We start from the raw sequence: 21,418 nt of genomic DNA on the forward strand, positions 1-21,418 counted from the left end.
GGCAGCAACATTGAACGTAACGAGGGAGAAACGGATGCTCGACGAAATCAGGATACAGAAGTCCCAAGGCACCTGGGTCGTCCGCGCGGGCGGCGCGGTGCTTGCCGAAACGGCGGCGGGGCTCGAACTGTCCGAGCCCGGAAAGGCTCCCGCCATCTACTTCCCGCAATCGGACGTGGCGATGGCCTTCGTCGAGCGTTCCGCCACCCGCAAGGAGAGCCCGGAGGCGGGTGAGGCGAGCTATTTCACGATCGTCACCGAAAGCGGCGACATTCCCGACGCCGCCTGGACCTACGAGACGCCGAAACCGGGCTTCGAGGCGCTCGCGGGCTGCCTGACATTCGATCCCGAAAAGGTCGTGGTCGAGCGTCTCTGACCTCTGCGAACGGCGGCGACCTCAGGAATGCTCCTCCGCCGCCGTTTCGGCCAGCGCCCGGTTGTAGGCCCTGAGCGCATCGACATGGAACAGGGCGCCGAGCAGTTCCGGCGCCTCGCCCTCGCCCTTCACCCGGATCACCGGCAAGTAATCGGCACCCGTCCGGTCGAAGAGCGGCATCGCCGCTTCGAGCGTCCGCGTGTCGCCGATGAAGGTCCCTTCCTCGATCAGTTCCCAGCAACGCTCCTCCGGTGCCGCGCGCTCGGCGTCCTTGGAACGCATGGCGCGGGTAACGCGGACCGTCGACAACAGGTAAGCCTGCGGCCCCGCTGCGAGACGGATCCCGCGCCGTTCAATCTGCGTGAGGAAGAAGGACCGGTCCACCAGCCGCGACGCGAGGGCGGTGGAAAGCGATACGGCCGTCATGACCGCAAGGCCCGTCTGCCAGTCGCCGGTCAGTTCGAACACGATGAGCGTCGTCGAAATCGGCGCGCCGAGCACCGCCGCCGCGACCGCCCCCATCCCGGCGAGCGCGTAGAGCGTGGGGGAACCCGACATCTCGGGCACGATCGCCGTGGCGATCAGACCGAAGGAAAGCCCGGTAAGCGAACCGAGGACGAGCGCGGGCGAAAACATTCCGCCGCCCATCCTGCCCCCCAGCGTCACCGCCACGGCGAACGCCTTCACGATCGCGAAGACAACCGCCTCGCGCAGCAGAAGCCCCCCGGTCAGCGCCGAGGAGGTCGTTTCGTAACCCACGCCGATAATGTGCGGGAACGGGATCGCAATCGCCCCAAGGATGGCACCGGCAAGCGTCGGACGCAGCCAGCGCGGCATGCCGGTGCGTGACTGAACCAGGTTCCCGAAATCGTCGGCAAGGAATACCGCCCGCATCAGCGCCACCGCCGCGAGGCCCGAAACGATGCCAAGGATCAGGAAAGCCGGGAGTTCCGCGTAAAAGGCAAGGTCCCCTGCCCGCGTCAGCGTGAACTCCGTCACGCCGCCGAATTCCATCCGGTTGATGACGGTCCCCGCGACAGATGCGATGGCGATCGGCGCGAAAGCGTGGACGGCGAAGTGTCTCAGCACCACCTCCAGCGCGAAGATCGCGCCCGCGATCGGCGCGTTGAAGCTTGCCGACACGGCGGCGGCCACCGCGCAGCCCAGCAGGTCCCTGCCCGTCACCCCGCTCGCGTTGATCCGGTTGGAGACCCAGGAAGAGATCACGGCGGCCAGGTGCACGACCGGTCCTTCCCGACCCGACGACCCGCCCGTGGACAGCGTGATGAGCGAAGCCAGGGCCGAGGCGAGACCCGCCCGCTTCTCCACGCGCCCGTCATTCAGGGCCGCGCCCTGGATCACGTCCGCGACGGCCCTGACGCGCGCGTCCGGCGTGAACCTGTCGAGGATCAGCCCCACCACGAGACCGCCGAGGATCGGGATCGTGAGCACCCACCACCACGGCAGCGTCTTGGCAAAAGAGGCAAGCCGCACGTCGTCCGTGCCATAGACCGCCGTCTGGATCCAGGAAATCCCAAGCCGGAAGCCCAGTGCAGCGAACCCGGCCGCGACCCCGATCAGGAGAGCCATGAACCAGAACTGCGCCTGGTTCGGCCCCTCCCGGCGCATCACGGCAAGCCCACGCGCTATATGCGCACGCGCCTCGGCAAGGGCCTGCGCGATCGGGGATGCGTCGTTTTCCGCCATCGGGCTCCGCATGGATGGTCGGGCAGTGTTCTGGGGCTTCCCCGGACCGCCCGCCTGGCCTAGGGTCCCCGCGTCACGAAGGAGAACGACAATGCCGATCCCCGAAGCATTACAGGAGCTTCACTCCCTCTTAGGCAATAGGCTCTCGCGCTCCAAGCCCGATCTCGCCGCCCACAGCGCGAATGAAAGCTACTTCGACCTGACTCCCCCTGATGCCGTAGCCTTCCCAGAGTCGACCGCCGAGGTCGCCGAGATCGTGAAGGTCTGCGCCCGCCACGGCTGCCCGGTCGTCCCCTGGGGCGCCGGCACCTCGCTCGAAGGCCACGCGCTCGCCGTCCGCGGCGGGGTGAGCCTCGACATGTCCCGCATGAACGGCATCCTCGCCATCCATCCCGAGGACATGCAAGCCGTGGTCCAGCCCGGCATCACGCGCGAGGCACTGAATACCGAATTGCGCGCCACGGGCCTCATGTTCCCCGTCGACCCCGGCGCGAACGCCAGCATCGGCGGCATGGCCGCGACGCGCGCCTCCGGCACGACCGCGGTCCGCTACGGCACGATGCGCGACAACGTCCTCGCGCTCGAGGTCGTTCTCGCCGACGGGCGCGTGATCCGCACCGGCAGCCGCGCGGCCAAGTCCTCCTCCGGTTACGACCTCACGGGACTCTTTCTCGGCTCCGAAGGCACTCTCGGCATCATCACCGAGCTCACGCTCCGCCTGCATGGCCAGCCCGAGGCGGTTTCCGCCGCAACCTGCGCCTTCGCCGATTTCGCACATGCCGTGGACACGGTGATTGCCACGATCCAGTCCGGTATCCCGATGGCGCGGATCGAGTTCATGGACGAGGCGGTGGCGCGCGCCTTCAACGCGCAGTCCGGCGCTTCCATGCCGGAAATGCCGCATCTCATGGTGGAATTCCACGGCTCCCCCGCCGCCGTCGCCGAACAGGCGGAACGGTTTGGCGAAATCGTTGCCGAAATGGGCGGGGCAGAGTTCCAGTGGGCGACGACGACCGAAGCGCGCAGCGCGCTCTGGAAGATGCGCCACCACGCCTACTGGTCCTGCCTCGCGCTTCGGCCCGGCGCGATGGGGCTCGTCACCGATATCTGCGTGCCGATCTCGCGCCTCGCCGAAGCGGTCCGTGGAACCCGCGCAGACATCGACGCCTCCGGGCTCCAGGGTCCGATCCTTGGCCACGTGGGCGATGGCAATTTCCACGCGATCCTTCTGGTCGAGCGCGGCAACGCCGGCGAACTGGCCATCGCAAAGGCGCTCGCCGAGCGGATGGCGGACCGGGCGCTCCGCATGGGCGGCACGATCACCGGCGAACACGGCGTGGGCATGGGCAAGCGCGGCCTGATGCGGGCCGAACACGGAGACGCCTGGGACGTTATGGCCGCCCTGAAGGCGACGCTCGACCCTGCCGGAATCCTCAACCCCGGAAAGATCGTGGGGGGCAACTGATGCTGTCTCAGCCAGAGGGCTTCGCCCGCGCCTTTGCAGAGGCCTGGTCCGCCCGCGACGCAGAGGCGATTGCCGCACTCTTCGCCCCCGATGGCGACTTCCTGACCCTCACCGGCGCCTGGGCGGAAGGGCGCGAGGCCATCGCCCGCACCCTCGCCGCCGAGTTCAAGGGCGCCTTCGCGCGCACGAAGCTCGTGACGGGTCGGATGAAACTGCGGCCGCTCGGCCCGCATGCCGCTGTGGCGATGCAGCGCTTCGTACTGTCCGGTCTCCTGGATGCCCAGGGGCGGGATGTCGGGCGTCATGGCGCGGTTCTCACGGCGACGCTTCTGGCGGGGAAGGACGGCTGGCTGGTCGCCGCGGCGAGTTTCTCGGCCGAGGGCTGACCAAGGACTAGCCGGCGAGAAGATCCTGCGCCGCCTGTCGGGCGGCCTCCGTCACGGACTCGCCCGACAGCATCCGCGCGACCTCGTCCACCCGCTCCTCGGGCGCGAGGGGCACGACCGTCGAGGTCGTCGTCCCGCCTGAAACGCTTTTCTGCACGCGCCAGTGATGCGCGCCCCGTGCCGCGACCTGAGGCGAGTGGGTGACGACCAGCACCTGCGCGCTTTCCGCCAGCCGGGCAAGGCGCCGCCCCACCGCGTCCGCAGTCGCGCCACCCACGCCCCTGTCGATCTCGTCAAAGATCATGGTCGTCACATCCGCCCCGCGCGCGAGGCAGACCTTGAGCGCCAGCAGAAAGCGGGAGAGTTCCCCGCCCGAGGCGATCCGGCTCAGGGGACCGGGAATCGCGCCGGGATTTGTCGCGATGGTGAAAGCCACCGCGTCCTTGCCATCCTGCCCCGCCTCGCCCTCGCCGACCTCCGTCACGAACAGGGCCCGGTCGAGCTTCAGTGGCGGAAGCTCCACCGCCATGGCGGCATCGAGCCGTCCTGCGGCCTCGCGCCTGAGCTGCGACAGCTTGGCGGCGGCCGCCTCGTACTCGGCCGCGGCTTCCGCGATCTCGGCATGCAAGGCGTCGATCTCGGCCGCGCCGCCGTCTATCGCGTCGAGTTTTCTGCGCAGGTCTCCAGCAAGTTCGCCAAGTTCGTCCGGCATGACCGAATGCTTCCGCGCGAGCCCGCGGATCGCGAAAAGCCGGTCCGCCACGATTTCAAGCCGTCTCGGATCGAAGGTCAGCGCCTCGAGGCAATTCTCCACGCCCTGCGTGGCCTCACCGAGTTCCGTGATCGCCCGACCGAGCGCCGCGATCGGTTCGTCGAGCCGGCCCTCGGCCTTCTCCGCCGCGCCGTCGAGCCAGCGCGCCGCATCGGCCATCAGCCCTTCGGCGCCCTCCGGCCCAAGCGCCTGCAAGGCACGCGCAATGTCCTCCCGGATACGCTCCGCGCCCTGCATCAGCCGCCGTTCGGTATCCAGCTCGGCCTCTTCGCCGGGTTTCGGGTCGAGTTCCTCAAGTTCCGCGACGGCATGGCGCAGGAACTCCTCCTCGGCCGCCGCCTTTCCGAGCGCCTCCTCGGCGGCCTCTAGAAGCCGCCGCTTTCCGCCAAGCCGCGCCCATGCCGCGCGGGTCGCCGCCAAGGCACCTTCCGCGCCCGCAAAGGCATCCAGAAGCGCCCGGTGGCCGCGCGGGTTCAGGAGACCGCGATCATCCTGCTGGCCGTGAAGTTCGACCAGCGTTTCGCCCAGGGTTCGAAGGACGTCGGCCGAGGTGCGGCGGTCATTCACGTAGGCGCTCTTGCGTCCATCGGCCGTCATGACGCGGCGCAGGATCAGTTCGTCGCCCCCGTCGAGCCCGGCGACCTCCAGCACGGCCTGTGCCGGATGGCCTTCCGGCAGGTCGAAGACCGCCGTTACCTCGCCCTGGGCCGCCCCTGTCCGCACCGTCTCCGCGCGGCCCCGCCATCCGAGGACGAGGCCGAGGCAGTCCAGCAGGATCGATTTCCCCGCCCCGGTCTCGCCAGTGAGCACGTTCAGGCCCGGCTGGAACTCCAGTTCCAGCCGGTCGATGATCAGCATGTCGCGAATATCGAGGCTGCGGAGCATCGCCCCTCCCGATGCCTCAGAGCCACTCGCCCCGCACCATCTGGCGGTAGACCTTGCGCAGCCAGCTGTCGCCCGTGGCCTCGGGACGCAGCCCCCTGCCCGTCAGAAGCGCGTAGCTGTCCTGATACCACTCCGTGGACTGGAAGTTGTGGCCAAGGATCGCGCCGGCGGTCTGCGCCTCGTCGTTCAGGCCAAGCGACAGGTAGGCCTCCACCAGCCGGTGCAGCGCCTCGGGCGTGTGCGACGTCGTCTGGAATTCCTCGACCACGACGCGGAAACGGTTGATCGCCGCCGTCCAGTGGCCACGCTTCAGGTAGTAGCGGCCGATTTCCATCTCCTTCGCGGCGAGATGGTCGAAGGCAAGGTCGAACTTTAGGATCGCCGACTTTGCGTATTCGCTGTCGGGATACTGCTCGATCACCACGCGGAGCGCCTGAAGCGCCTGGAAGGTCACACCCTGGTCGCGCCCGACGTCGTCGATCTGGTCGTAGTAGGACAGCGCCAGAAGATACTGCGCGTAGGCCGCGTCTTCGTCACCCGGGTAGAAGTCGATGTAACGCTGTGCGGAGGCGCGGCTGTTCTCGTAGTCGCGATCCTTGTGGTAGGCGAACGCCTGCATGATCAGCGCGCGCTTGGCCCATTCCGAATAGGGATAGAGCCTTTCGACCTCGCCGAAATAGCGGGCCGCGTCCGCGCCCTTGCGCGAATTCTCGAGTTCCCACTCGCCGCGCTGATAAATCTCTTCGGCCGTGAAGTTCTCGAGCGCCGGTTCCTGGTTGGCGTTGTCACCACATGCCGCCAGCGTCAGGAGCAGCACGAGGCCACCGACCTGCCCAGCCGTTCTTATGCCCCTTGCCATGCCTCTATCCCGCTCCAATTTCCACCAGGGCGCGCATTGCTCCCGGCCCCGTTCAGAGGTTTCGTAGCACAGAAAAATCGGCTGCGCAAAACGGCTTTCGCTTGTCGGTGCGGTCAGGCGACGGCGGCCATGCCCGTGCGGCCAAGGCCCGCCCCCGGCAACCTGTCGCGCATTGCCTCGCCGCATTCGACGATCTCGTAGGCGGAAGGCCGGGCGAAAAGAGCGCGCAGAAGCTTGTTCGTCAGCGCGTGGCCCGCGCGGATCCCGGTGTAGCGGCCAAGGATCGGCAGGCCCGCCAGCGCAAGGTCACCCAGCGCGTCGAGCATCTTGTGGCGCACCGCCTCGTCGGCATGGCGCAGGCCCGAAGGCGAAAGCACCTTGTCGCCCTCCACGACCACCGCGTTGTCGTAGGTTCCGCCAAGCGCGAGCCCGTTGGCGCGCATCGCGGCGACGTCCGCCTGGCGGCAGAAGGTCCGGCTGTCGGCCAGTTCGTGGACGAAGGTGCCGTTTGCCATCACCAGGCGCTTTTCCTGCCGTCCGATCGCGGCGTCGGTGAATTCGATGCGGAAATCGATCTCGAAGATGTCCGAGGGCTCGAGTCGCGCCACCGCCTCGCCCTCGCTGACTTCGACCGTTTCGAGAATCCGGAACGCGCGCACCGGCGCGTCGAGTTCCCGCAGGCCCTTGGCGAGAATGCCGGCCACGAAGGGGGCGGAGGATCCGTCGAGGATCGGAACTTCGGGTCCATCGATTTCCACGAGAGCATTGTGAATCCCGCAGCCGGCAAGCGCGGCCATCACATGCTCGATCGTCGAGACGCTTGCATCCGGGCCATTGGAAACCAGCGTGCAGAGGCGCGAGTCCGACACCGCGTCCCAGCGCGCAGGCACCATCGAATCGCCGCGGTCGATATCCGTCCGGCGGAACCAGATGCCGTAGTTCGCAGAGGCAGGGCTGATCGTCATCCGCGCGCGCTCGCCCGAATGCAGGCCCACGCCCGTGAACGTCACGCTATTTCTGATCGTCGTCTGCAAGCTGCCACCTCAACTAGGCTCCGGGCCTGGTTGGGCCCCGGCTCCGGCAGCACAGGGGTTAACCAGCGCCCGGGAAAAGCTCAACTCACTCTTTGTAACCATATGAAACATTGCCCTCCAAGGCCGGCGGCAATCTGCCGAAACGCCGAACCTTCATGGGAAACCATTGATTTCAATAAGAAAAGGGGGCGGCCGGAACCGCCCCCTCGGATCAAGTTGTGACCGATCAACGGTCTTGTTCAGTTGGCCTGACGGCGCAGGAAGGCCGGGATCTCGATCCGTTCCTGTTCCGGATCCTGCTCCGGCTCGTCGTCGTAGGCCGAGGTCACGCGCGGCTGCTGACGCAGCGGCTGAAGCCGTTCGTGGCGGCCATCGTCCGAGCCATGGCCGGTCATCCGGTTGATGAGCGAGTTGATGCCGAAACGCGGCTTCTCTGGCGCCGGAGCCGGACGGGCCGGAGCCTGCTGTGCCGCCGGGGCAGCGCGCTGCGCGTTCGGGGTCTTGTTGATCGCCGCCTGAAGGCGCGCCAGCGCCTCGGGCGAAGGCGTTCCGGGCGCACGCGGGCGGGGCGCCACGAAGCCAGCCGCGTCTTCCTCGACATGCATTTCGCGGGCAGCGGGTTCCGGCCGGTACGCGGGCGCGGGAACCTCGCCCTCGTCCTCGGCCTCGGCGGCCGCCTCGGCAAGAGCCTGGGCCGGTTCGAAGCCTTCGAACAGGGAAGGCTCCTCTTCCCGGAGCCTCTCGGCGGCGGGCGCCGGAGCGGCGGGGGGCGCGACCGGAGCGGCAGGCGCGGCCGCAGCCGGCGCAGCCGCCGGGAGCGGATCGGCCATGCGGCGGCGCGCGACCGGCGCTTCCGCGACGATCTCGGACGCGTCGATCCCGGTCGCGACGACCGAAACCCGCATCAGGCCCTCCATCGCCTCGTCCAGCGTCGAGCCGACGATGATGTTGGCGTCCGGGTCCACTTCCTCGCGGATACGGTTCGCGGCCTCGTCGAGTTCAAACAGCGTCAGGTCGTAACCGCCAGTGATGTTGATGAGAACGCCCTTGGCGCCGCGCAGGCTGATCTCGTCCAGAAGCGGGTTGGCGATCGCCTTCTCCGCCGCCTGGATCGCGCGATCCTCGCCAGAGGCTTCGCCCGTGCCCATCATGGCCTTGCCCATCTCGTCCATCACCGAGCGGACGTCGGCGAAGTCGAGGTTGATGAGACCCGGACGCACCATGAGGTCCGTCACGCCCTTTACGCCCTGGTAGAGCACGTCGTCGGCCATCGCGAAGGCTTCGGTGAAGGTCGTCTTCTCGTTCGCGAGGCGAAAGAGGTTCTGGTTCGGAATGACGATCAGCGTGTCGACGACCTTCTGGAGCGCCTCGATCCCCATGTCGGCCTGTCGCATCCGCTTGCCGCCCTCGAACTGGAACGGCTTCGTGACGACGCCGACCGTGAGGACGCCAAGCTCGCGTGCGGCCTGAGCGATGATCGGCGCCGCGCCGGTGCCGGTGCCGCCCCCCATGCCGGCCGTGATGAAGCACATGTGCGCGCCCGCGAGATGGTCGACGATCTCTTCGATCGTCTCCTCCGCGGCCGCCGCGCCGACCGTCGGACGGGCGCCGGCGCCAAGACCTTCGGTGACCTTCACGCCCATCTGGATGCGGGAGTTCGCCTTGCTCTGCTGAAGGGCCTGGGCGTCGGTGTTGGCGACGACGAATTCGACGCCCTCGAGGTTCTTGTCGATCATGTTGTTGACGGCGTTGCCGCCTGCGCCGCCGACGCCGAAAACGGTGATCCGCGGCTTGAGTTCTTCCCGGTCGCTCATCATCAGGTTCAAAGTCATTACTATGTCCGCCTGTTTATATGTTCCGCCTGCTGCGCACGCCGTACCGGAGCGCCACTCATTTCCGACCCCGTTCCGTGAAACTTACTGATTCCGCCCTGCGAGGTCACGAAAAAAACACCCGGAACCCACAAAATCTGGGGCAATTTTGTCGGCCTTCAGCGTGATTTCGCCGATTTCGCAACATGCTGCGGTTACCAGTTGTCCCTGAACCATTTGACCGCTCTTCTCAGCGACCGGGCCGGGTATCTCTCGGCCGGAATCTCGAAATCCCACCACTCATCCTGCGGATGCGCGGCGAAGAGGCACAGGCCCACGGCGGCGGCGAAGGCCGGGCCCGTCGCAGCCTGCGGCAGCCCCTGCACGCGAAGCGGCCGGCCGAGCCGCACCTGCTGCCCCATGATCCGGCTCGCGAGCCCGTCGAGACCGGGGATCTGGCTGGCCCCGCCCGTCAGCACGATCTGCTGGCCCGGCAGGCTCTCGAAGCCGGCCGCCTCGAGCCGCGCCCGCGCCTCTTCGAGGATCTCCTCGACCCTCGGGCGCATGATGCCGATGAGCTCTGTCCGGCTTACCTTGCGCCGGTCCTTTTCCCAGTCGCCGCAGTCCGCGCCGATCTCGATCATCTCGCGGTCGTCCATCCCCGTGGCCTGCACGCCGCCGTTCAGTGTCTTGATGCGTTCCGCCGTCGCCATCGGGACCTGCAGGCCCTTCGAGATGTCCGAGGTGACATGGTCCCCGCCCATCCGCACGGCGTCGGCGTAGATCATGTGCTTCTTCATGAAGATCGAGATGCCGGTGGACCCGCCGCCGAGATCGATGCAGGCCGAGCCGAGTTCCTGCTCGTCCTCGACAAGGCTCGCGATACCGGCCGCGTAGGCCGACGAGGCGACGCCCGCGAGTTCGAGGTCGCAGCGCTTGATGCAGTAGATGAGATTGCGGATCGCGGCTTCCTCGACCGTCAGGAGGTGCATGTCCACCGCCAGCCGGTTGCCGATCTGGCCTCGCGGATCGCCAAGGCCGGACCGGTGATCCAGAGCGAAGTTCACGGGCTGCGCGTGCAGCACCTCCCGCCCCTCGCCAAAGTCCGGGACGTCGCAGGCCGCAAGCACGCGGGCCACGTCCTGTTCACTGACCGGCGCCTCGCTGAGCTCGATCTCTCCGGCAAGGCCGTAGCTTCTGGGCCGAGCGCCGGCGAAACAGGCGATGACGTGGTCCACGCGCACGTTGGCCATCTTCTGTGCCGCCTGCACGGCGGTGCGGATCGCGCGCTCCGTCTCGCCCATCGCGTCGATCTCGCCGAAGCGGACGCCGCGCGAACGGGTCGTCGCCGCGCCAATCACGCGGAAAGAGGACTGCCCGGCCATCGAGCCCAGCCCATCCTCGCGGAATTGTTCCGGCCCGTCGAAGCGCAGGATCAGACAGGCGATCTTCGACGATCCAACGTCCAGGATCGCGATCACGCCGCGCTGCATTGCGGCCTTGCGCATCGCGCGCATAGCGCGCTGGGACTGGTAGAGATCCTTCATTCCGCTGCCACCTCGGTCTCGTTGCCGCCCTGTTCGTTTCCTTTGAGTGCGCCCTCCGCAAGGCGGATCGTCGGGCGATGTTCATTGCGCATGTCGACGACGGTGATGTCGCGCGCGAGCATCTCCTCGGCCTGATCCAGAGCGATCACCCGTTCGAGGGCACGCACAGCGCCCTCCTCGGGCAGGAGGATGCGCTGGTCGCGGTTCAGCACCAGGTCCCAGCGCCGTTCGCCGACGCGGACGAGCCCCCGCACTCGACCGATCACCGGCTTCGCGGCGGCGAGCAGCGCGAGCGCCTCGGGTACGGCCTTGTCGGCGCCCGCACCCGCCAGGAGCGGCAGGTCGGCGCGCGCCTCGCGGTCCAGAAGCGTCGCGACCCGGTGTCCCGTTCCGTCGACGAGGTCGAGCCGCCCCTGCGTGCGCCAGATCGCGGCGGGCACCCGCTCGGTCACGTCCACCTGCAGGATTCCGCCCGGCCGAACGCGGACCTGGGCCCGGGCGACGGCATCGATGTCGCTCACCACCTGGCGGAGAGCCTCGAGGTCGAGATCAAAGGAGGAGACCGGCAGGTTCACCGGCATCATCGCGCGGATCGCCTCCGCGACCTCCGGCGCCGCGCCATCGACCGCCATCATGGTCACCATGAACTCCGGGCGCTCCTGCACTTCCCGCTTCATCTCGGCGAAGCGGTCGACGAAGGCGTCCCTGCGGACCTCGTCCGAGAACCAGATTCCGACGGAAAGCGTCACGACGAACGCCGGCAGGCCCACGCGCAGCGCCGTCCGGAAAACGGGCGTGAGCCACAGCCGCTGCATGCGGTAGGCGATGCGGCTCGGCGCGGGGTCACGCGGCCCGTCGGCGTCGTGTTTCTGAGGCCGCACCCGGCGCGGGAAGACCGGCGCCCGCTTCTCGCGGGGCTCGGGGGCGGATGGCGGATAACGGCGCTCGGCGATCAGCGGTTGCATGACGCATCCTCCACGATCCAGCGGCAGAGCTCGGGGAACGAAATACCCACATGCGCCGCCTGTTCGGGCGAGAGCGAGGTCGGCGTCATTCCCGGCTGCGTGTTCGTCTCCAGAAGGACGAGCCCCGCCAGCCCGCGCGCCTCGTCCCAGCGGAAATCGGTGCGGCTGAGGCCCCGGCAGCCCAGAACCTCGTGCGCGCGCCGCGCGTAATCGAGGCAGGCTTCTGCGATCTCTTCCGGGATCTCCGCCGGCAGAACGTGGCGCGATCCCCCGGGCATGTATTTTGCAGCGTAGTCGTACCAACCTTCGGTGATGATCTCGGTGACGCAGAGCGCGCGGTCGCCCATCACGCTGACGGTCAGTTCCCGCCCCGGCGCGTAGGTTTCGACCATCACGATCTCCGGCATCTCGGCCGACAGTTTCGGCGGCGTGTTCGCCCCTTCGCCGACGATGTAGACCCCGACGGAGGACCCCTCGTTGTTGGGCTTCACGACATAGGGCGGCGGCAGCACGTGCTGCGCCATCACCTCGGCCTTGCTGGCAAGACGGCTTTCCACCACCGGCAACCCGGCTGTCCGGTAGGCGTCCTTCGACCGCGTCTTGTCCATTGCCATCGCGGAGGCCAGAACGCCCGAATGGGTGTAGGGGATGCCAAGCCACTCCAGCATTCCCTGGACGCAGCCATCCTCACCCCAGCGACCGTGGAGCGCGTTGAAACAGACATCGGGGGAAATTTCGGTAAGACGTGCCGACAGGTCGCGGCCCGCATCGACCTCGACCACCTCGAAACCCGCCTCCCGCAGGGCCCGGGCGCACTCGCGCCCCGAGACGAGCGACACCTCCCGCTCGGCCGAGAGTCCGCCCATCAGTACCGCCACCTTGGGGGCTGTCCTGCTCGACACACCCGCCACGTTCGCCTCACAGGGCCTTTAGGCCCTTCTATTTGTTATCTAATCTGCCGCCGGTTCGCCGACGCGCATGATTTCCCACTCTAACGATATTCCCGAGTTCTGCAAAACCCTTTTTCGAACTTCCTCGCCAAGCCCTTCGAGATCGGCGGCCGTGGCGCCGCCCGCGTTGATGAGAAAATTCGAATGCTTTTCAGACATCTGCGCGCCGCCAAGCCTGGCGCCCCGCATTCCCGCGTCGTCGATGAGCTTCCAGGCCTTGAGTTCGTGCGTGTCGTCCTCCCGACCCGTCGAGGAGAAGCCCGCCGGATTGCGGAAGGTGGAGCCGGCCGACCGCTCCTTCGTGGGCTGCGAGGCGTCACGCCGAGCGAGTTGCTCGGCCATCCTGGCTTCAAGCGCCGCCGGGTCGCCGCGCTCGCCCTCGAATGTCGCCTCGATGATCACCATACCATCGGGAACGTCCGTCTGCCGGTAGCGGAAATTCAGGTCCTCGGCGGTCAGCGTCACGACGCGGCCGTCCCGCGCCACCGCCTTGGCGGAGACGAAGTGATCGGCGACATAGGTGCCGTAGCAGCCGGCATTCATCCGAACCGCACCGCCGATCGCGCCCGGAATGGTCCGGAGGAACGTCAGGTCCACGCCCGCCTCGGCCGCGCGCCGCGCCACATGCGCGTCGAGTGCTGCGGCGCCGGCAGTCACGCGGTTCCCCTCCACGGTGATCGCGTTGAACCCGCGACCCAGCCGGATCACGACCGCGCGGATGCCGCCATCGCGAACGATCAGGTTGGAACCGACCCCCATGGGGAAGACGGGCACGGCGGGATCGAGCGCGGCAAGGAACTGCGAGAGGTCCTCGGTATCTACCGGCTGGAACAGCCAGTCCGCCGGCCCCCCGACCCTGAGCCATGTAAGATCCGCCAGCGGCCTGTCGGCCGTCAGCGTTCCGCGAACCTCGGGCAACTTCATTCCCGGCTCTCCCGGGGCTCACGCCGCACGGTCCGGGCGGCCCAGCGGCCGAGATACACGACCGGCCAGCGCAGCATCGACATGCCCGCGGCGAGGACCAGGAGGCCGACGGCGGGTCCGTTCTCGTAGGTCACCCAGCCGACGATGGGCACCCCGACCGCGATCAGCACATAGGCCGCGCGCCAGTGATGGTCCCGCGAGGGCAACATCGCGATGATGTTCGCAGCGATGGCCCATAGCGCGGCGAAGGCGAGCGAAAGAGTCATTCCGTGCGCCCCTCCCCCGGGCGGCGGACGGGCAGGCCCAAAGCCTTCCGCCCCAGATAGGTCAACGGGTTACGGAACATGGAAAGAAAACCGACAAAGGCCAGTAGCGCGATCCATACCCCATAGTCCAGCCCGAGCCAGACGATCAGCACGGGAGCCAGGATCAGGAGCATAAGCCCAGGCGGATACTGCAGGCGCATGGGCAGAAGCGCGGTGATCGTCGCCGCGAGCACCCAGAGGCAGGAGGCCACAAGTGATGCGTTCATCTCCATCCTCCCAAAGATGCTCCGAGCGCTGCGAGCGAGGCGATGAGCCCCGCCCAGGGCACGAGGACCGGAACCGAGAAATGCCCCGCGGGCGCTTTCCGCTTCAACCCGATCAGCGCCAGATTGACGATGGCGAAGACCACCAGCAGCGCCTGGGACGTGAACTCCGCAAGCACGGCGACAGGAAGGGTCAAGGCGGCGGCCGTCAGCGCCACGCCAATGACGATCGTTCCGAAGACCGGCGTACCGAACTCCGCATGGGTCTTCCGGAACACCGCGTAGCCCGGCGACCGCTTGCCCAACCCATAAAGGACGCGCGATGCCATGACGATCTGCGCGAGCACCCCGTTCAGCGCCGCCGCGACGGCGACAAGCGACAGGAAGGCCGCGCTCCGCCCCGTCGCCATCTCCCAGACGAGGGCGAGCGGGCGCTCGCTCACTGCCAGCACGTCGCGCGGCACGGCGCGGACGGCGGCGAGAGACACGAGCGCGTAGAGAAGCGCGGTGATCGCCAGGGACAGCAGGATCGCCCGCGGCATGTCGCGCATCGGGCGCCTGGCCTCCTCCGCCATGTTCACGATGTCGTCGAAGCCGATGAAGGCGAAGATCGCGAAGATCGTGGCGGCGATGATGCCGTTCCATTCAGGCGCCGGCGGGGCGAGCCATTCCGTCACCGGCTCGGCGGTGAAGCCGGCCCAGCTGACGACGAGAAGCCCGCAGACCTCGACCACGGTCAGCGCCGCCGCGAAGGCGAGGCTTTCCAGGACGCCCGCGATCGCGATCAGCGTCAGCGCCGCGCCCAGCCCGATCACCGCCCAGACGAAGGGCATCGGGACGACGGAGATCAGGTAGCCGACCCCGCCCCTGAGCACTGCCGCCGCCGCGACCGTGCCCGCGGCGATGTTGACCCATCCGACGAAGATCGCGAGCCAGTGCTGGTTGAGCCCGATCTCGACATAGGAGGAATCTCCCGCCGCCTCGGGGATTCGCGACGAGAGTTCGGAAAATGTCAGCGCCGTCGGAACCACGACGATGGCGGCCAGAAGGAACGAAACGGCAGCCCACACGCCCGCCTGGCCGGCGACCACGCCGACGAGGACGTAAATCCCCGCCCCGACCATGATCCCCACGCCATAAGCAGTCAGAAGCCCCAGGCCCAGCCGTTGTCTGAGACCCTCGGCAACCACGCCCCTAGCCCTTCGCGAGCCGGTCTGGCAGCGCGTTCGCCCAGGCCGAAATCGTGCCGGCGCCAAGACAGACGACCATGTCGCCCGGACGCGCCTGTTCGCGCACGAGCCTAGCGAGGTCCTCTTCGCTCAGGATGGCACGGGCGTGGCGGTGACCATGCGCGATGAGCCCGGCGACGAGGTCGTCGCGCGTCGCACCCGGAATTGGGTCCTCTCCCGCGGCATAGACCTCGGCGATGCCGACCACGTCCGCCTCGTTGAAGCAGGTGCAGAAATCGTCGAAGAGGCTCGACAGGCGCGTGTAGCGGTGCGGCTGGTGCACCGCGATGACCCGGCCCTTCGTCGCCTGCCGCGCCGCTTTCAGGACTGCTGCGATCTCGACCGGGTGGTGGCCGTAATCGTCGATGATGGTCACGCCGCCCAGCACTTCGCCAACCTTGGTGAAGCGGCGGTTCACGCCGCCGAAGTTCGCCAGCGCCTCGCGGATCTCGTCCTTCTTCATTCCCAGATGCCGCGCGACCGCCACCGCGGCGAGCGCGTTCGAAACGTTGTGGTCGCCGGGCATCGGCAGGGTGCAGCCTTCGATCACCGCGTCCTCGCCTTCGCCCTGAAGCGCCACGTCGAAATGCGCGGTGCCGTTTTCATAGCTCAGGTTCACCGCCCTGACGTCGGCCTGCGCATTGAAGCCGAAGGTGACGATCCGCCGGTCCGTCACCCTGCCCACGAGCGCCTGAACTTCCGCATGGTCGGTGCAGCAGACGGCGAGACCGTAGAAGGGGATGTTCGAAACGAAGTCGAAGAAGCCCTTACGAAGCGCTTCGAACGAACCCCAGTGCTCCATGTGCTCGGGGTCGATATTCGTGACGATCGCGATCGTCGCCGGAAGGCGGTTGAAGGAGCCGTCGGACTCGTCCGCTTCGACGACCATCCACTCGCCTGCGCCCGCCCGCGCGTTCGAGCCGTAGGCATGGATGATGCCGCCGTTGATGACCGTGGGATCGAACCCGCCCTTGTCGAGAAGCGTCGCGACCATCGTCGTCGTCGTCGTCTTGCCATGCGTCCCGGCGACCGCGATGTTCGACTTCAGGCGCATGAGTTCGGCCAGCATCTCGGCCCGGCGAACCACCGGCAGCTTGCGGCGCCGCGCTTCCTCCAGTTCCGGGTTGCCCTTCTTGATGGCCGAGGAAATGACCACGACCGCCGCGTCGCCGATATTCTCGGCCCGCTGGCCCTCGAAAAAGGCCGCGCCGAGCTTTTCCAGCCGATCGGTGATCTTCGACGCCTTCGCGTCCGAACCCTGCACGCGATAGCCGAGCGTGATCAGCACCTCGGCGATCCCGGACATGCCGATGCCGCCGATGCCCACGAAGTGGATGGGTCCGAGTTCGCCGGGAAGTTTCGTCGCCGCGTTCATGTCGTCTCTTTCGGTTTGGCCAGGCCCTCGACCAGTGCCACGAGCTTCTCCGTCGCGTCCGGTATGCCATAGGCAAGGGCGGAGGCAGCCATATGCGCGGCCGCGCCCGGGTTTTCAAGGACCGTCGCGATCTGGGTGGCCAGCGCGGCGGGGCGCGCCTCGCTCTCGGACATGAGGATCGCCGCCCCCGCCTCGACCAGCGCGCGGGCGTTCGCCGTCTGGTGGTCGCCGGCCGCGGCCGCGTAGGGAATGAGGATCGCGGGGCGCCCGATCACCGTCAGGTCCGCGATCGTCGACGCGCCCGCCCGCGCGATGACGAGCTGCGCCTCGGAAAACCGCCGGGGCACGTCGGTGAAGAAGCTCTTCACTTCTGCCGGAACGCCCGCCGCCGCGTAGGCGGCGACGACCCGCTCGATGTCCTCTTCCCGCGCCTGGTGCGCGATGCGCATGCGTGTCCGCAGGCCTTCGGGCAAGGCGGCCACGGCGCCCGGCACGACGTCGGACAGGATCCGGGCACCCTGGCTGCCGCCGATCACAACGATGCTCATCGGGTAGTCGCCCGGCGGGATGTAGGGCGCGGCCGCCCGCTCGAGCACCGCTCCGCGGACGGGGTTGCCGGTGTGCCGCCCTTCCACGCCCTCGGGCAGGTCGGTGGGCCAGGTGCCGCAGGCGAAGGCTCCCACGCGGCGCGCGAAGACCCGGTTGACCCGCCCCATGACGCCGTTCTGCTCGTGGATGGCGCGCGGCACGCGCAAGACGTAGGCCGCCGAAAGGGCGGGGATCGTCGGATAGCCTCCGAAGCCCACGACGACGGCGGGCTTGTCCTTCAACATCCCGAGGATCGCGGCGAGGACGCCGCCCGCGATCCGGAACGGCGCGAGGAGCTTCGCCAGCGGCCCGCCCCGCGCGAGGGTCGCGGATGCCACCTTCTCCACCTTCACGACATGAGGGAACGCACCGGAATACCGCGCGCCGCGCGCGTCGGTGGAAAGCTTCACGCGCCAGCCCCGCCGCACCATCGCCTCGGCTAGGGCCTGCGCAGGGAACATGTGCCCCCCGGTGCCTCCGGCGGCGATCAGGAGAAGCCGTTGCCTGGCCATCACCGGCCCCGCTTGAGAAGGATGTCGCCGATCTGGCCCTGAGGCCGCGTCCGCGTGAAGGCGAGCAGCATCCCGACCGCGAGCCCGCTCGCGATCACCGACGAGCCGCCGTAGCTGACGAAGGGCAGCGTCATTCCCTTAGCAGGCAGAAGCCGCACGGCGACGCCCATGTTGATCATGGCCTGCACGCCGAAGGAGCAGGCGAGCCCAGCGCCGGCAAGCCGGATGAACGGATCGCGTTCCCGCATCAGCCGATAGAGCGAACGGACGACGATCGTCGCGTAGAGCGCGATGATGATGAGGACCAGGACGAGCCCGTATTCCTCCGCCGCCACGGCGATGATGAAGTCGGTATGCGCGTCCGGCAGGGACCACTTGACCTGCCCCTCGCCCACGCCGACCCCGAAGAAGCCGCCTTCCTGGATCGCGTTCGTGGCGTAGCCGATCTGGGTGCGCGGGTCGATCTCCGGCGACAGGAACCCGTCGATCCGGCGCGCGAAATGCTCGGAATTCTCATAGGCGACAACGCCGCCGGCCACCACGAGCGCAGCGATGACAGTCAGCAGAAGGAAGGGCGCACCCGCGACGAAATAGATCACGCCCCAGGAAAACAGGACCAGCGCCGCCTGCCCGAAGTCCGGCTGAAGCGCCAGCATGAGCGCGACGATCAGCGCGACGACGAAGGAATAGAGCTTGCCGGGCGGCCCGCCGATTTCCTGGCTCGCCGCCATGAACCACGCCGCGAGCACGACGAAACCCGGCTTGAGGAACTCCGACGGCTGGACCGATCCGAAGCCCAGCGAATACCAGCGCACCGCGCCCTTGCCGAAATCCGTGCCGAAGAACGGCAGGAAGACGACCGCGACGAAAGAGACGGCAAAGCCCATGACCCCGAGGCGCCGTACCAGGCCGGGCGACATCATGGAGGTCACGAACATCGCGACGAGCGCGACTAGGCCGAAGAACACCTGCCGTTCCACGTAATAGAAGGGATCGAGCCCGTTCTTTTCCGCCAGCGGCGGCGAAGCCGCGAGCCCAAGGAGAAGACCGATACCGAACAGCCCAAGCAGGCAGGACATCGTAAGCTTGTCGATTGTCCGCCACCACCGTGGAAGAACCGGCTCGCCAGCCCGCATGGGCATGGTGCCATAGACCATCTCAGTCATGGGATACCGCCTTACTGCCTCGCACCGCCCGTTTCCCGGGTCTGGTCAGAACTGTAACCCCAAATCCCCTGTCGCGCTAGGGGCTGGTGCCGCCAATTCCCCCGCAAAGGACGGATATCGCTTGGATTCGCCCCAGACGGCGGATCGGTGCCGACCAGATCACGGCGACCCAGGCCCACGCCGGGCAGTGACGAAATGGCCGGAAGGGTGCCGCCGTGCTATGCAACTTCACGCAACCCGGTGAAAGGACGCATCCCATGGCCGGCCCCGCACGCTTCGAAATCCAGGGCCAGGTGAGCCCCGAATTCGAACCCGTCCGCCTGGCTTTCGAAGATAACTTCGCACGCCGCGGCGAGCTTGGGGGAGCCGTCTGCGTCTACCGGCACGGCGACTGCGTCGTGGACCTTTGGGGCGGCATCCGCGACGCCGAGACGGGCGCACCCTGGGAGAAGGACACCATGGTCCTCGTCTTCTCCGCGACGAAGGGCCTGGCGGCGATGACGATCGCGCTGGCCCATTCGCGGGGCTGGCTCGATTACGAGGCGCGGGTGGCGGATTACTGGCCGGAATTCGCCCGGAATGGCAAGGAGGCCGTGACCGTCCGGCAACTCCTCTCGCACCAGGCGGGGCTTCATGCCTTCGCGGGCAAGGTCGGACGGGAGGAGATCGCCGACCTCGACCGCCTCGCCGCGATCATGGCGGAGGAGCGGCCGGAGTGGGAGCCGGGCACGCGCAACGCCTACCACGCGATCACGCTCGGCTTCTACGAAGGCGAGCTTCTTCGCCGCATCGACCCCGGGCACCGCAGCCTCGGGCGGTTCTTCCAGGAGGAAATCGCCGATCCCCTGGGGCTGGAGTTCTACATCCGTTTGCCGGAAGACATTCCCGACGCGCGCCTCGCCCGGCTCAGGATGCCGGGGATCGTCCGCTCGCTTCTCGGGCTGCCTCTTCCGACGCTTGTGAAGGCCCTCACCCCCGGCTCCGCCTTCGCCCGCGCCTTCATGTCGAACCCGGGCACGGTCGTGCCGCTGGACGAAAGCCGCATCTACGCCCGCGAACTCGAGGTGCCCTCTGGCGGCGGCGTCGGCACCGCGCGTGCCATCGCGCGCGCCTACGGCGTCTTCGCCACCGGCGGCAAGGAACTCGGCCTCAGGCCCGAAACCCTCGCGGCGCTCGAAGCGCCCGCTGAACCGCCGTCACGCGGAGCGTTCGACGAAGTGATGCGCGACGAGGCGCACTATTCGCTGGGCTTCATGAAACCCATGCCCGGCTTCGACTTCGGCCACGAAGGAGCCTTCGGCGCCCCCGGCGCGGGCGGTTCCATGGGATACGCGGACGCCGCGACCGGGCTGGGCTATGGCTATGTCACCAACCGCATGGGCACCGGGATCACCGCCGATCCGCGCGATGTCGCCCTCCGCGCGGCGATAGCTTCGGTCACCGGCTGAGCGCGGCCGCGCCCTGCCGCCTCTGTTACCTAGTCAGCCGGCTCGGGAAAGCGGACCCCCGTCACGTCGACGACGAAGAAGGGGAAGTATTCGTCGGTTCCCCACATGTTTCCGGCCTCGACATGCGTGGGAAGGCGGAAGCCGCCGAAGGACTGGAAATTCGACAGCTGGCCGCCAAAGGGCTGCAGGCGGTAAGCCTTTTCCGGGTTGGCGTTGCTCCACCGCTGGAACGCGACCTGCGTGGGTTTTCCATCCGTGTCGACCGTCACGTCGACCGCCTGCCGGAGCCCGTCGTGTTCCACCGTGACGCGGGCGCTGTCGGGGCCGAGCGGTTCCCAGCGCACGCCCGGGCCGGGCAGGACCGCAGCCGGCGTCCAGAACACGGCCTCGGCGACATAGCGGCCGAAGGCCGAGCTCCGGTGGTCCGCAGTGCCGCCGATCCGCGCGACGGGAACGAGGCCGGCCAGCCAGAACCGCGTCCACTTGCCGGAGTCGGAGCCGCCGAGCGGCATCGGCCCGCCCTTCGTCTCCATCGCCCAGACGAAACCCCAGGGCGCCGCCAGCACCTGGCGGGCGGTCATGTCCATGTAGCCGGGATCGGCCTTGGTCCCCATCCCGAACCGCCCCTCCATCTCGATCTCCGCCACCGTGCGGAGCGGCGTGCCGGGCTCGATCGCGTAAAGGAAGAAGCGCTTTGCGGGCTCCGGAAGGTCGCGCACCATCCCGGCATCGAAAAGCGGTGGCTGCGGCGGCTGGAGAGAGATGAGCCGCGCCATCTCGGCGCGGTCAGCGCGGTGATCAAGCTGGCGCCAGAACGCGAGGCCCGCGAGGAGTGCGAGGGCGAATATGCCCAAAAGGACGAATACGGTTCTCATGTTGCCCTGCATGAT

20 protein-coding genes are annotated in these 21,418 nt (G+C 67.9%); 4 read left to right on the top strand and 16 right to left on the bottom strand.

Going from position 1 to position 21,418, the window contains the following annotated elements; translation table 11 throughout:
- The first annotated feature begins 34 nt into the window (after positions 1-34).
- Complete coding sequence (locus ABCN56_RS17990) at positions 35-376, top strand: DUF427 domain-containing protein (RefSeq protein ID WP_343082216.1); 342 nt, start codon at positions 35-37, stop codon at positions 374-376.
- Positions 377-397: 21 nt separating this feature from the next.
- Here the strand turns inward: ABCN56_RS17990 and ABCN56_RS17995 are convergent, their stop codons facing one another.
- Positions 398-2,083, bottom strand: coding sequence for a chloride channel protein (locus ABCN56_RS17995; protein ID WP_425466119.1), 1,686 nt, complete (start codon positions 2,081-2,083; stop codon positions 398-400).
- Between the two features lie 91 nt (positions 2,084-2,174).
- Here ABCN56_RS17995 and ABCN56_RS18000 point away from each other — a divergent pair, with 91 nt between their 5' ends.
- A complete protein-coding gene (locus ABCN56_RS18000) occupies positions 2,175-3,548 on the top strand; it encodes an FAD-binding oxidoreductase (RefSeq protein WP_343082217.1) in 1,374 nt (457 codons plus the stop codon).
- Complete coding sequence (locus ABCN56_RS18005) at positions 3,548-3,934, top strand: SgcJ/EcaC family oxidoreductase (RefSeq protein WP_343082218.1); 387 nt, start codon at positions 3,548-3,550, stop codon at positions 3,932-3,934. Before ABCN56_RS18000 ends, ABCN56_RS18005 begins: the two co-directional genes overlap by 1 nt.
- Before the next feature lie 7 nt (positions 3,935-3,941).
- On the opposite strand, the gene recN is transcribed toward ABCN56_RS18005, so the two are convergent.
- From recN to ftsW, 14 genes are all read right to left on the bottom strand, one after another.
- Entirely contained in the window at positions 3,942-5,591 is a 1,650-nt protein-coding gene (recN, locus tag ABCN56_RS18010; protein WP_343082219.1) for a DNA repair protein RecN, read from the bottom strand.
- 16 nt (positions 5,592-5,607) lie between these two features.
- Entirely contained in the window at positions 5,608-6,450 is an 843-nt protein-coding gene (locus tag ABCN56_RS18015) for an outer membrane protein assembly factor BamD (protein ID WP_343082220.1), read from the bottom strand.
- A gap of 113 nt (positions 6,451-6,563) precedes the next feature.
- Entirely contained in the window at positions 6,564-7,484 is a 921-nt protein-coding gene (gene lpxC / locus ABCN56_RS18020; protein WP_343082221.1) for a UDP-3-O-acyl-N-acetylglucosamine deacetylase, read from the bottom strand.
- 239 nt (positions 7,485-7,723) lie between these two features.
- Positions 7,724-9,316, bottom strand: a complete 1,593-nt coding sequence (ftsZ, locus tag ABCN56_RS18025) for a cell division protein FtsZ (RefSeq protein WP_343082222.1) — start codon at positions 9,314-9,316, stop codon at positions 7,724-7,726.
- A gap of 194 nt (positions 9,317-9,510) precedes the next feature.
- On the bottom strand, positions 9,511-10,842 hold the full coding sequence (gene ftsA, locus ABCN56_RS18030; RefSeq protein ID WP_343082223.1) for a cell division protein FtsA: 1,332 nt from the start codon (positions 10,840-10,842) through the stop codon (positions 9,511-9,513).
- Entirely contained in the window at positions 10,839-11,807 is a 969-nt protein-coding gene (locus ABCN56_RS18035) for a cell division protein FtsQ/DivIB (protein WP_343082224.1), read from the bottom strand. Before ABCN56_RS18035 ends, ftsA begins: the two co-directional genes overlap by 4 nt.
- Positions 11,795-12,685 (bottom strand): D-alanine--D-alanine ligase, encoded by an 891-nt coding sequence (locus tag ABCN56_RS18040; protein WP_425466120.1) that lies wholly within the window; start codon positions 12,683-12,685, stop codon positions 11,795-11,797. The genes ABCN56_RS18035 and ABCN56_RS18040 overlap by 13 nt, the downstream gene beginning before the upstream one ends.
- A 72-nt stretch (positions 12,686-12,757) precedes the next feature.
- The gene (murB, locus tag ABCN56_RS18045) at positions 12,758-13,681 is read right to left on the bottom strand and encodes a UDP-N-acetylmuramate dehydrogenase (protein WP_343082226.1); all 924 of its coding nucleotides are present in this window, start codon (positions 13,679-13,681) and stop codon (positions 12,758-12,760) included.
- Positions 13,678-13,947, bottom strand: a complete 270-nt coding sequence (locus ABCN56_RS18050; protein WP_343082227.1) for a DUF2484 family protein — start codon at positions 13,945-13,947, stop codon at positions 13,678-13,680. Before ABCN56_RS18050 ends, murB begins: the two co-directional genes overlap by 4 nt.
- Positions 13,944-14,213 (bottom strand): DUF2484 family protein, encoded by a 270-nt coding sequence (locus ABCN56_RS18055; RefSeq protein ID WP_343082228.1) that lies wholly within the window; start codon positions 14,211-14,213, stop codon positions 13,944-13,946. Before ABCN56_RS18055 ends, ABCN56_RS18050 begins: the two co-directional genes overlap by 4 nt.
- Positions 14,210-15,400 carry an APC family permease gene (locus ABCN56_RS18060; RefSeq protein ID WP_343082229.1) on the bottom strand — a complete coding sequence of 397 codons (1,191 nt, stop codon included), beginning with the start codon at positions 15,398-15,400 and terminating at the stop codon, positions 14,210-14,212. Before ABCN56_RS18060 ends, ABCN56_RS18055 begins: the two co-directional genes overlap by 4 nt.
- Positions 15,401-15,404: 4 nt before the next feature.
- Positions 15,405-16,814, bottom strand: coding sequence for a UDP-N-acetylmuramate--L-alanine ligase (gene murC / locus ABCN56_RS18065; protein WP_343082230.1), 1,410 nt, complete (start codon positions 16,812-16,814; stop codon positions 15,405-15,407).
- Positions 16,811-17,914: a UDP-N-acetylglucosamine--N-acetylmuramyl-(pentapeptide) pyrophosphoryl-undecaprenol N-acetylglucosamine transferase gene (locus ABCN56_RS18070; protein WP_343082231.1), complete on the bottom strand. Its 1,104-nt coding sequence runs from the start codon at positions 17,912-17,914 to the stop codon at positions 16,811-16,813. The genes murC and ABCN56_RS18070 overlap by 4 nt, the downstream gene beginning before the upstream one ends.
- A complete protein-coding gene (gene ftsW, locus ABCN56_RS18075; RefSeq protein WP_343082232.1) occupies positions 17,914-19,080 on the bottom strand; it encodes a putative lipid II flippase FtsW in 1,167 nt (388 codons plus the stop codon). The genes ABCN56_RS18070 and ftsW overlap by 1 nt, the downstream gene beginning before the upstream one ends.
- A gap of 257 nt (positions 19,081-19,337) precedes the next feature.
- Between ftsW and ABCN56_RS18080 the strand changes: the two genes are divergently transcribed.
- On the top strand, positions 19,338-20,528 hold the full coding sequence (locus ABCN56_RS18080) for a serine hydrolase domain-containing protein (RefSeq protein ID WP_343082233.1): 1,191 nt from the start codon (positions 19,338-19,340) through the stop codon (positions 20,526-20,528).
- Positions 20,529-20,557: 29 nt separating this feature from the next.
- On the opposite strand, the gene ABCN56_RS18085 is transcribed toward ABCN56_RS18080, so the two are convergent.
- Positions 20,558-21,403, bottom strand: coding sequence for a DUF6544 family protein (locus tag ABCN56_RS18085; protein WP_343082234.1), 846 nt, complete (start codon positions 21,401-21,403; stop codon positions 20,558-20,560).
- Positions 21,404-21,418: the final 15 nt, after the last annotated feature.

Source organism: Ostreiculturibacter nitratireducens (assembly GCF_032670585.1).
Taxonomy (GTDB): domain Bacteria; phylum Pseudomonadota; class Alphaproteobacteria; order Rhodobacterales; family Rhodobacteraceae; genus Ostreiculturibacter; species Ostreiculturibacter nitratireducens.

What these genes read in the sequence shown, in the direction of transcription:
- ftsW (WP_343082232.1), bottom strand. Translation starts at nt 19,080, where the DNA reads ATGACTGAGATGGTCTATGGCACCATGCCCATGCGGGCTGGCGAGCCG.
- ABCN56_RS18080 (WP_343082233.1), top strand. Translation starts at nt 19,338, where the DNA reads ATGGCCGGCCCCGCACGCTTCGAAATCCAGGGCCAGGTGAGCCCCGAA.
- murC (WP_343082230.1), bottom strand. Translation starts at nt 16,814, where the DNA reads ATGAACGCGGCGACGAAACTTCCCGGCGAACTCGGACCCATCCACTTC.
- ABCN56_RS18055 (WP_343082228.1), bottom strand. Translation starts at nt 14,213, where the DNA reads ATGAACGCATCACTTGTGGCCTCCTGCCTCTGGGTGCTCGCGGCGACG.
- ABCN56_RS17990 (WP_343082216.1), top strand. Translation starts at nt 35, where the DNA reads ATGCTCGACGAAATCAGGATACAGAAGTCCCAAGGCACCTGGGTCGTC.
- ABCN56_RS18035 (WP_343082224.1), bottom strand. Translation starts at nt 11,807, where the DNA reads ATGCAACCGCTGATCGCCGAGCGCCGTTATCCGCCATCCGCCCCCGAG.
- ABCN56_RS18000 (WP_343082217.1), top strand. Translation starts at nt 2,175, where the DNA reads ATGCCGATCCCCGAAGCATTACAGGAGCTTCACTCCCTCTTAGGCAAT.
- ABCN56_RS17995 (WP_425466119.1), bottom strand. Translation starts at nt 2,083, where the DNA reads ATGGCGGAAAACGACGCATCCCCGATCGCGCAGGCCCTTGCCGAGGCG.
- ABCN56_RS18085 (WP_343082234.1), bottom strand. Translation starts at nt 21,403, where the DNA reads ATGAGAACCGTATTCGTCCTTTTGGGCATATTCGCCCTCGCACTCCTC.
- ABCN56_RS18050 (WP_343082227.1), bottom strand. Translation starts at nt 13,947, where the DNA reads ATGACTCTTTCGCTCGCCTTCGCCGCGCTATGGGCCATCGCTGCGAAC.
- ABCN56_RS18070 (WP_343082231.1), bottom strand. Translation starts at nt 17,914, where the DNA reads ATGGCCAGGCAACGGCTTCTCCTGATCGCCGCCGGAGGCACCGGGGGG.
- murB (WP_343082226.1), bottom strand. Translation starts at nt 13,681, where the DNA reads ATGAAGTTGCCCGAGGTTCGCGGAACGCTGACGGCCGACAGGCCGCTG.
- ABCN56_RS18015 (WP_343082220.1), bottom strand. Translation starts at nt 6,450, where the DNA reads ATGGCAAGGGGCATAAGAACGGCTGGGCAGGTCGGTGGCCTCGTGCTG.
- ftsZ (WP_343082222.1), bottom strand. Translation starts at nt 9,316, where the DNA reads ATGACTTTGAACCTGATGATGAGCGACCGGGAAGAACTCAAGCCGCGG.
- ftsA (WP_343082223.1), bottom strand. Translation starts at nt 10,842, where the DNA reads ATGAAGGATCTCTACCAGTCCCAGCGCGCTATGCGCGCGATGCGCAAG.
- ABCN56_RS18005 (WP_343082218.1), top strand. Translation starts at nt 3,548, where the DNA reads ATGCTGTCTCAGCCAGAGGGCTTCGCCCGCGCCTTTGCAGAGGCCTGG.
- recN (WP_343082219.1), bottom strand. Translation starts at nt 5,591, where the DNA reads ATGCTCCGCAGCCTCGATATTCGCGACATGCTGATCATCGACCGGCTG.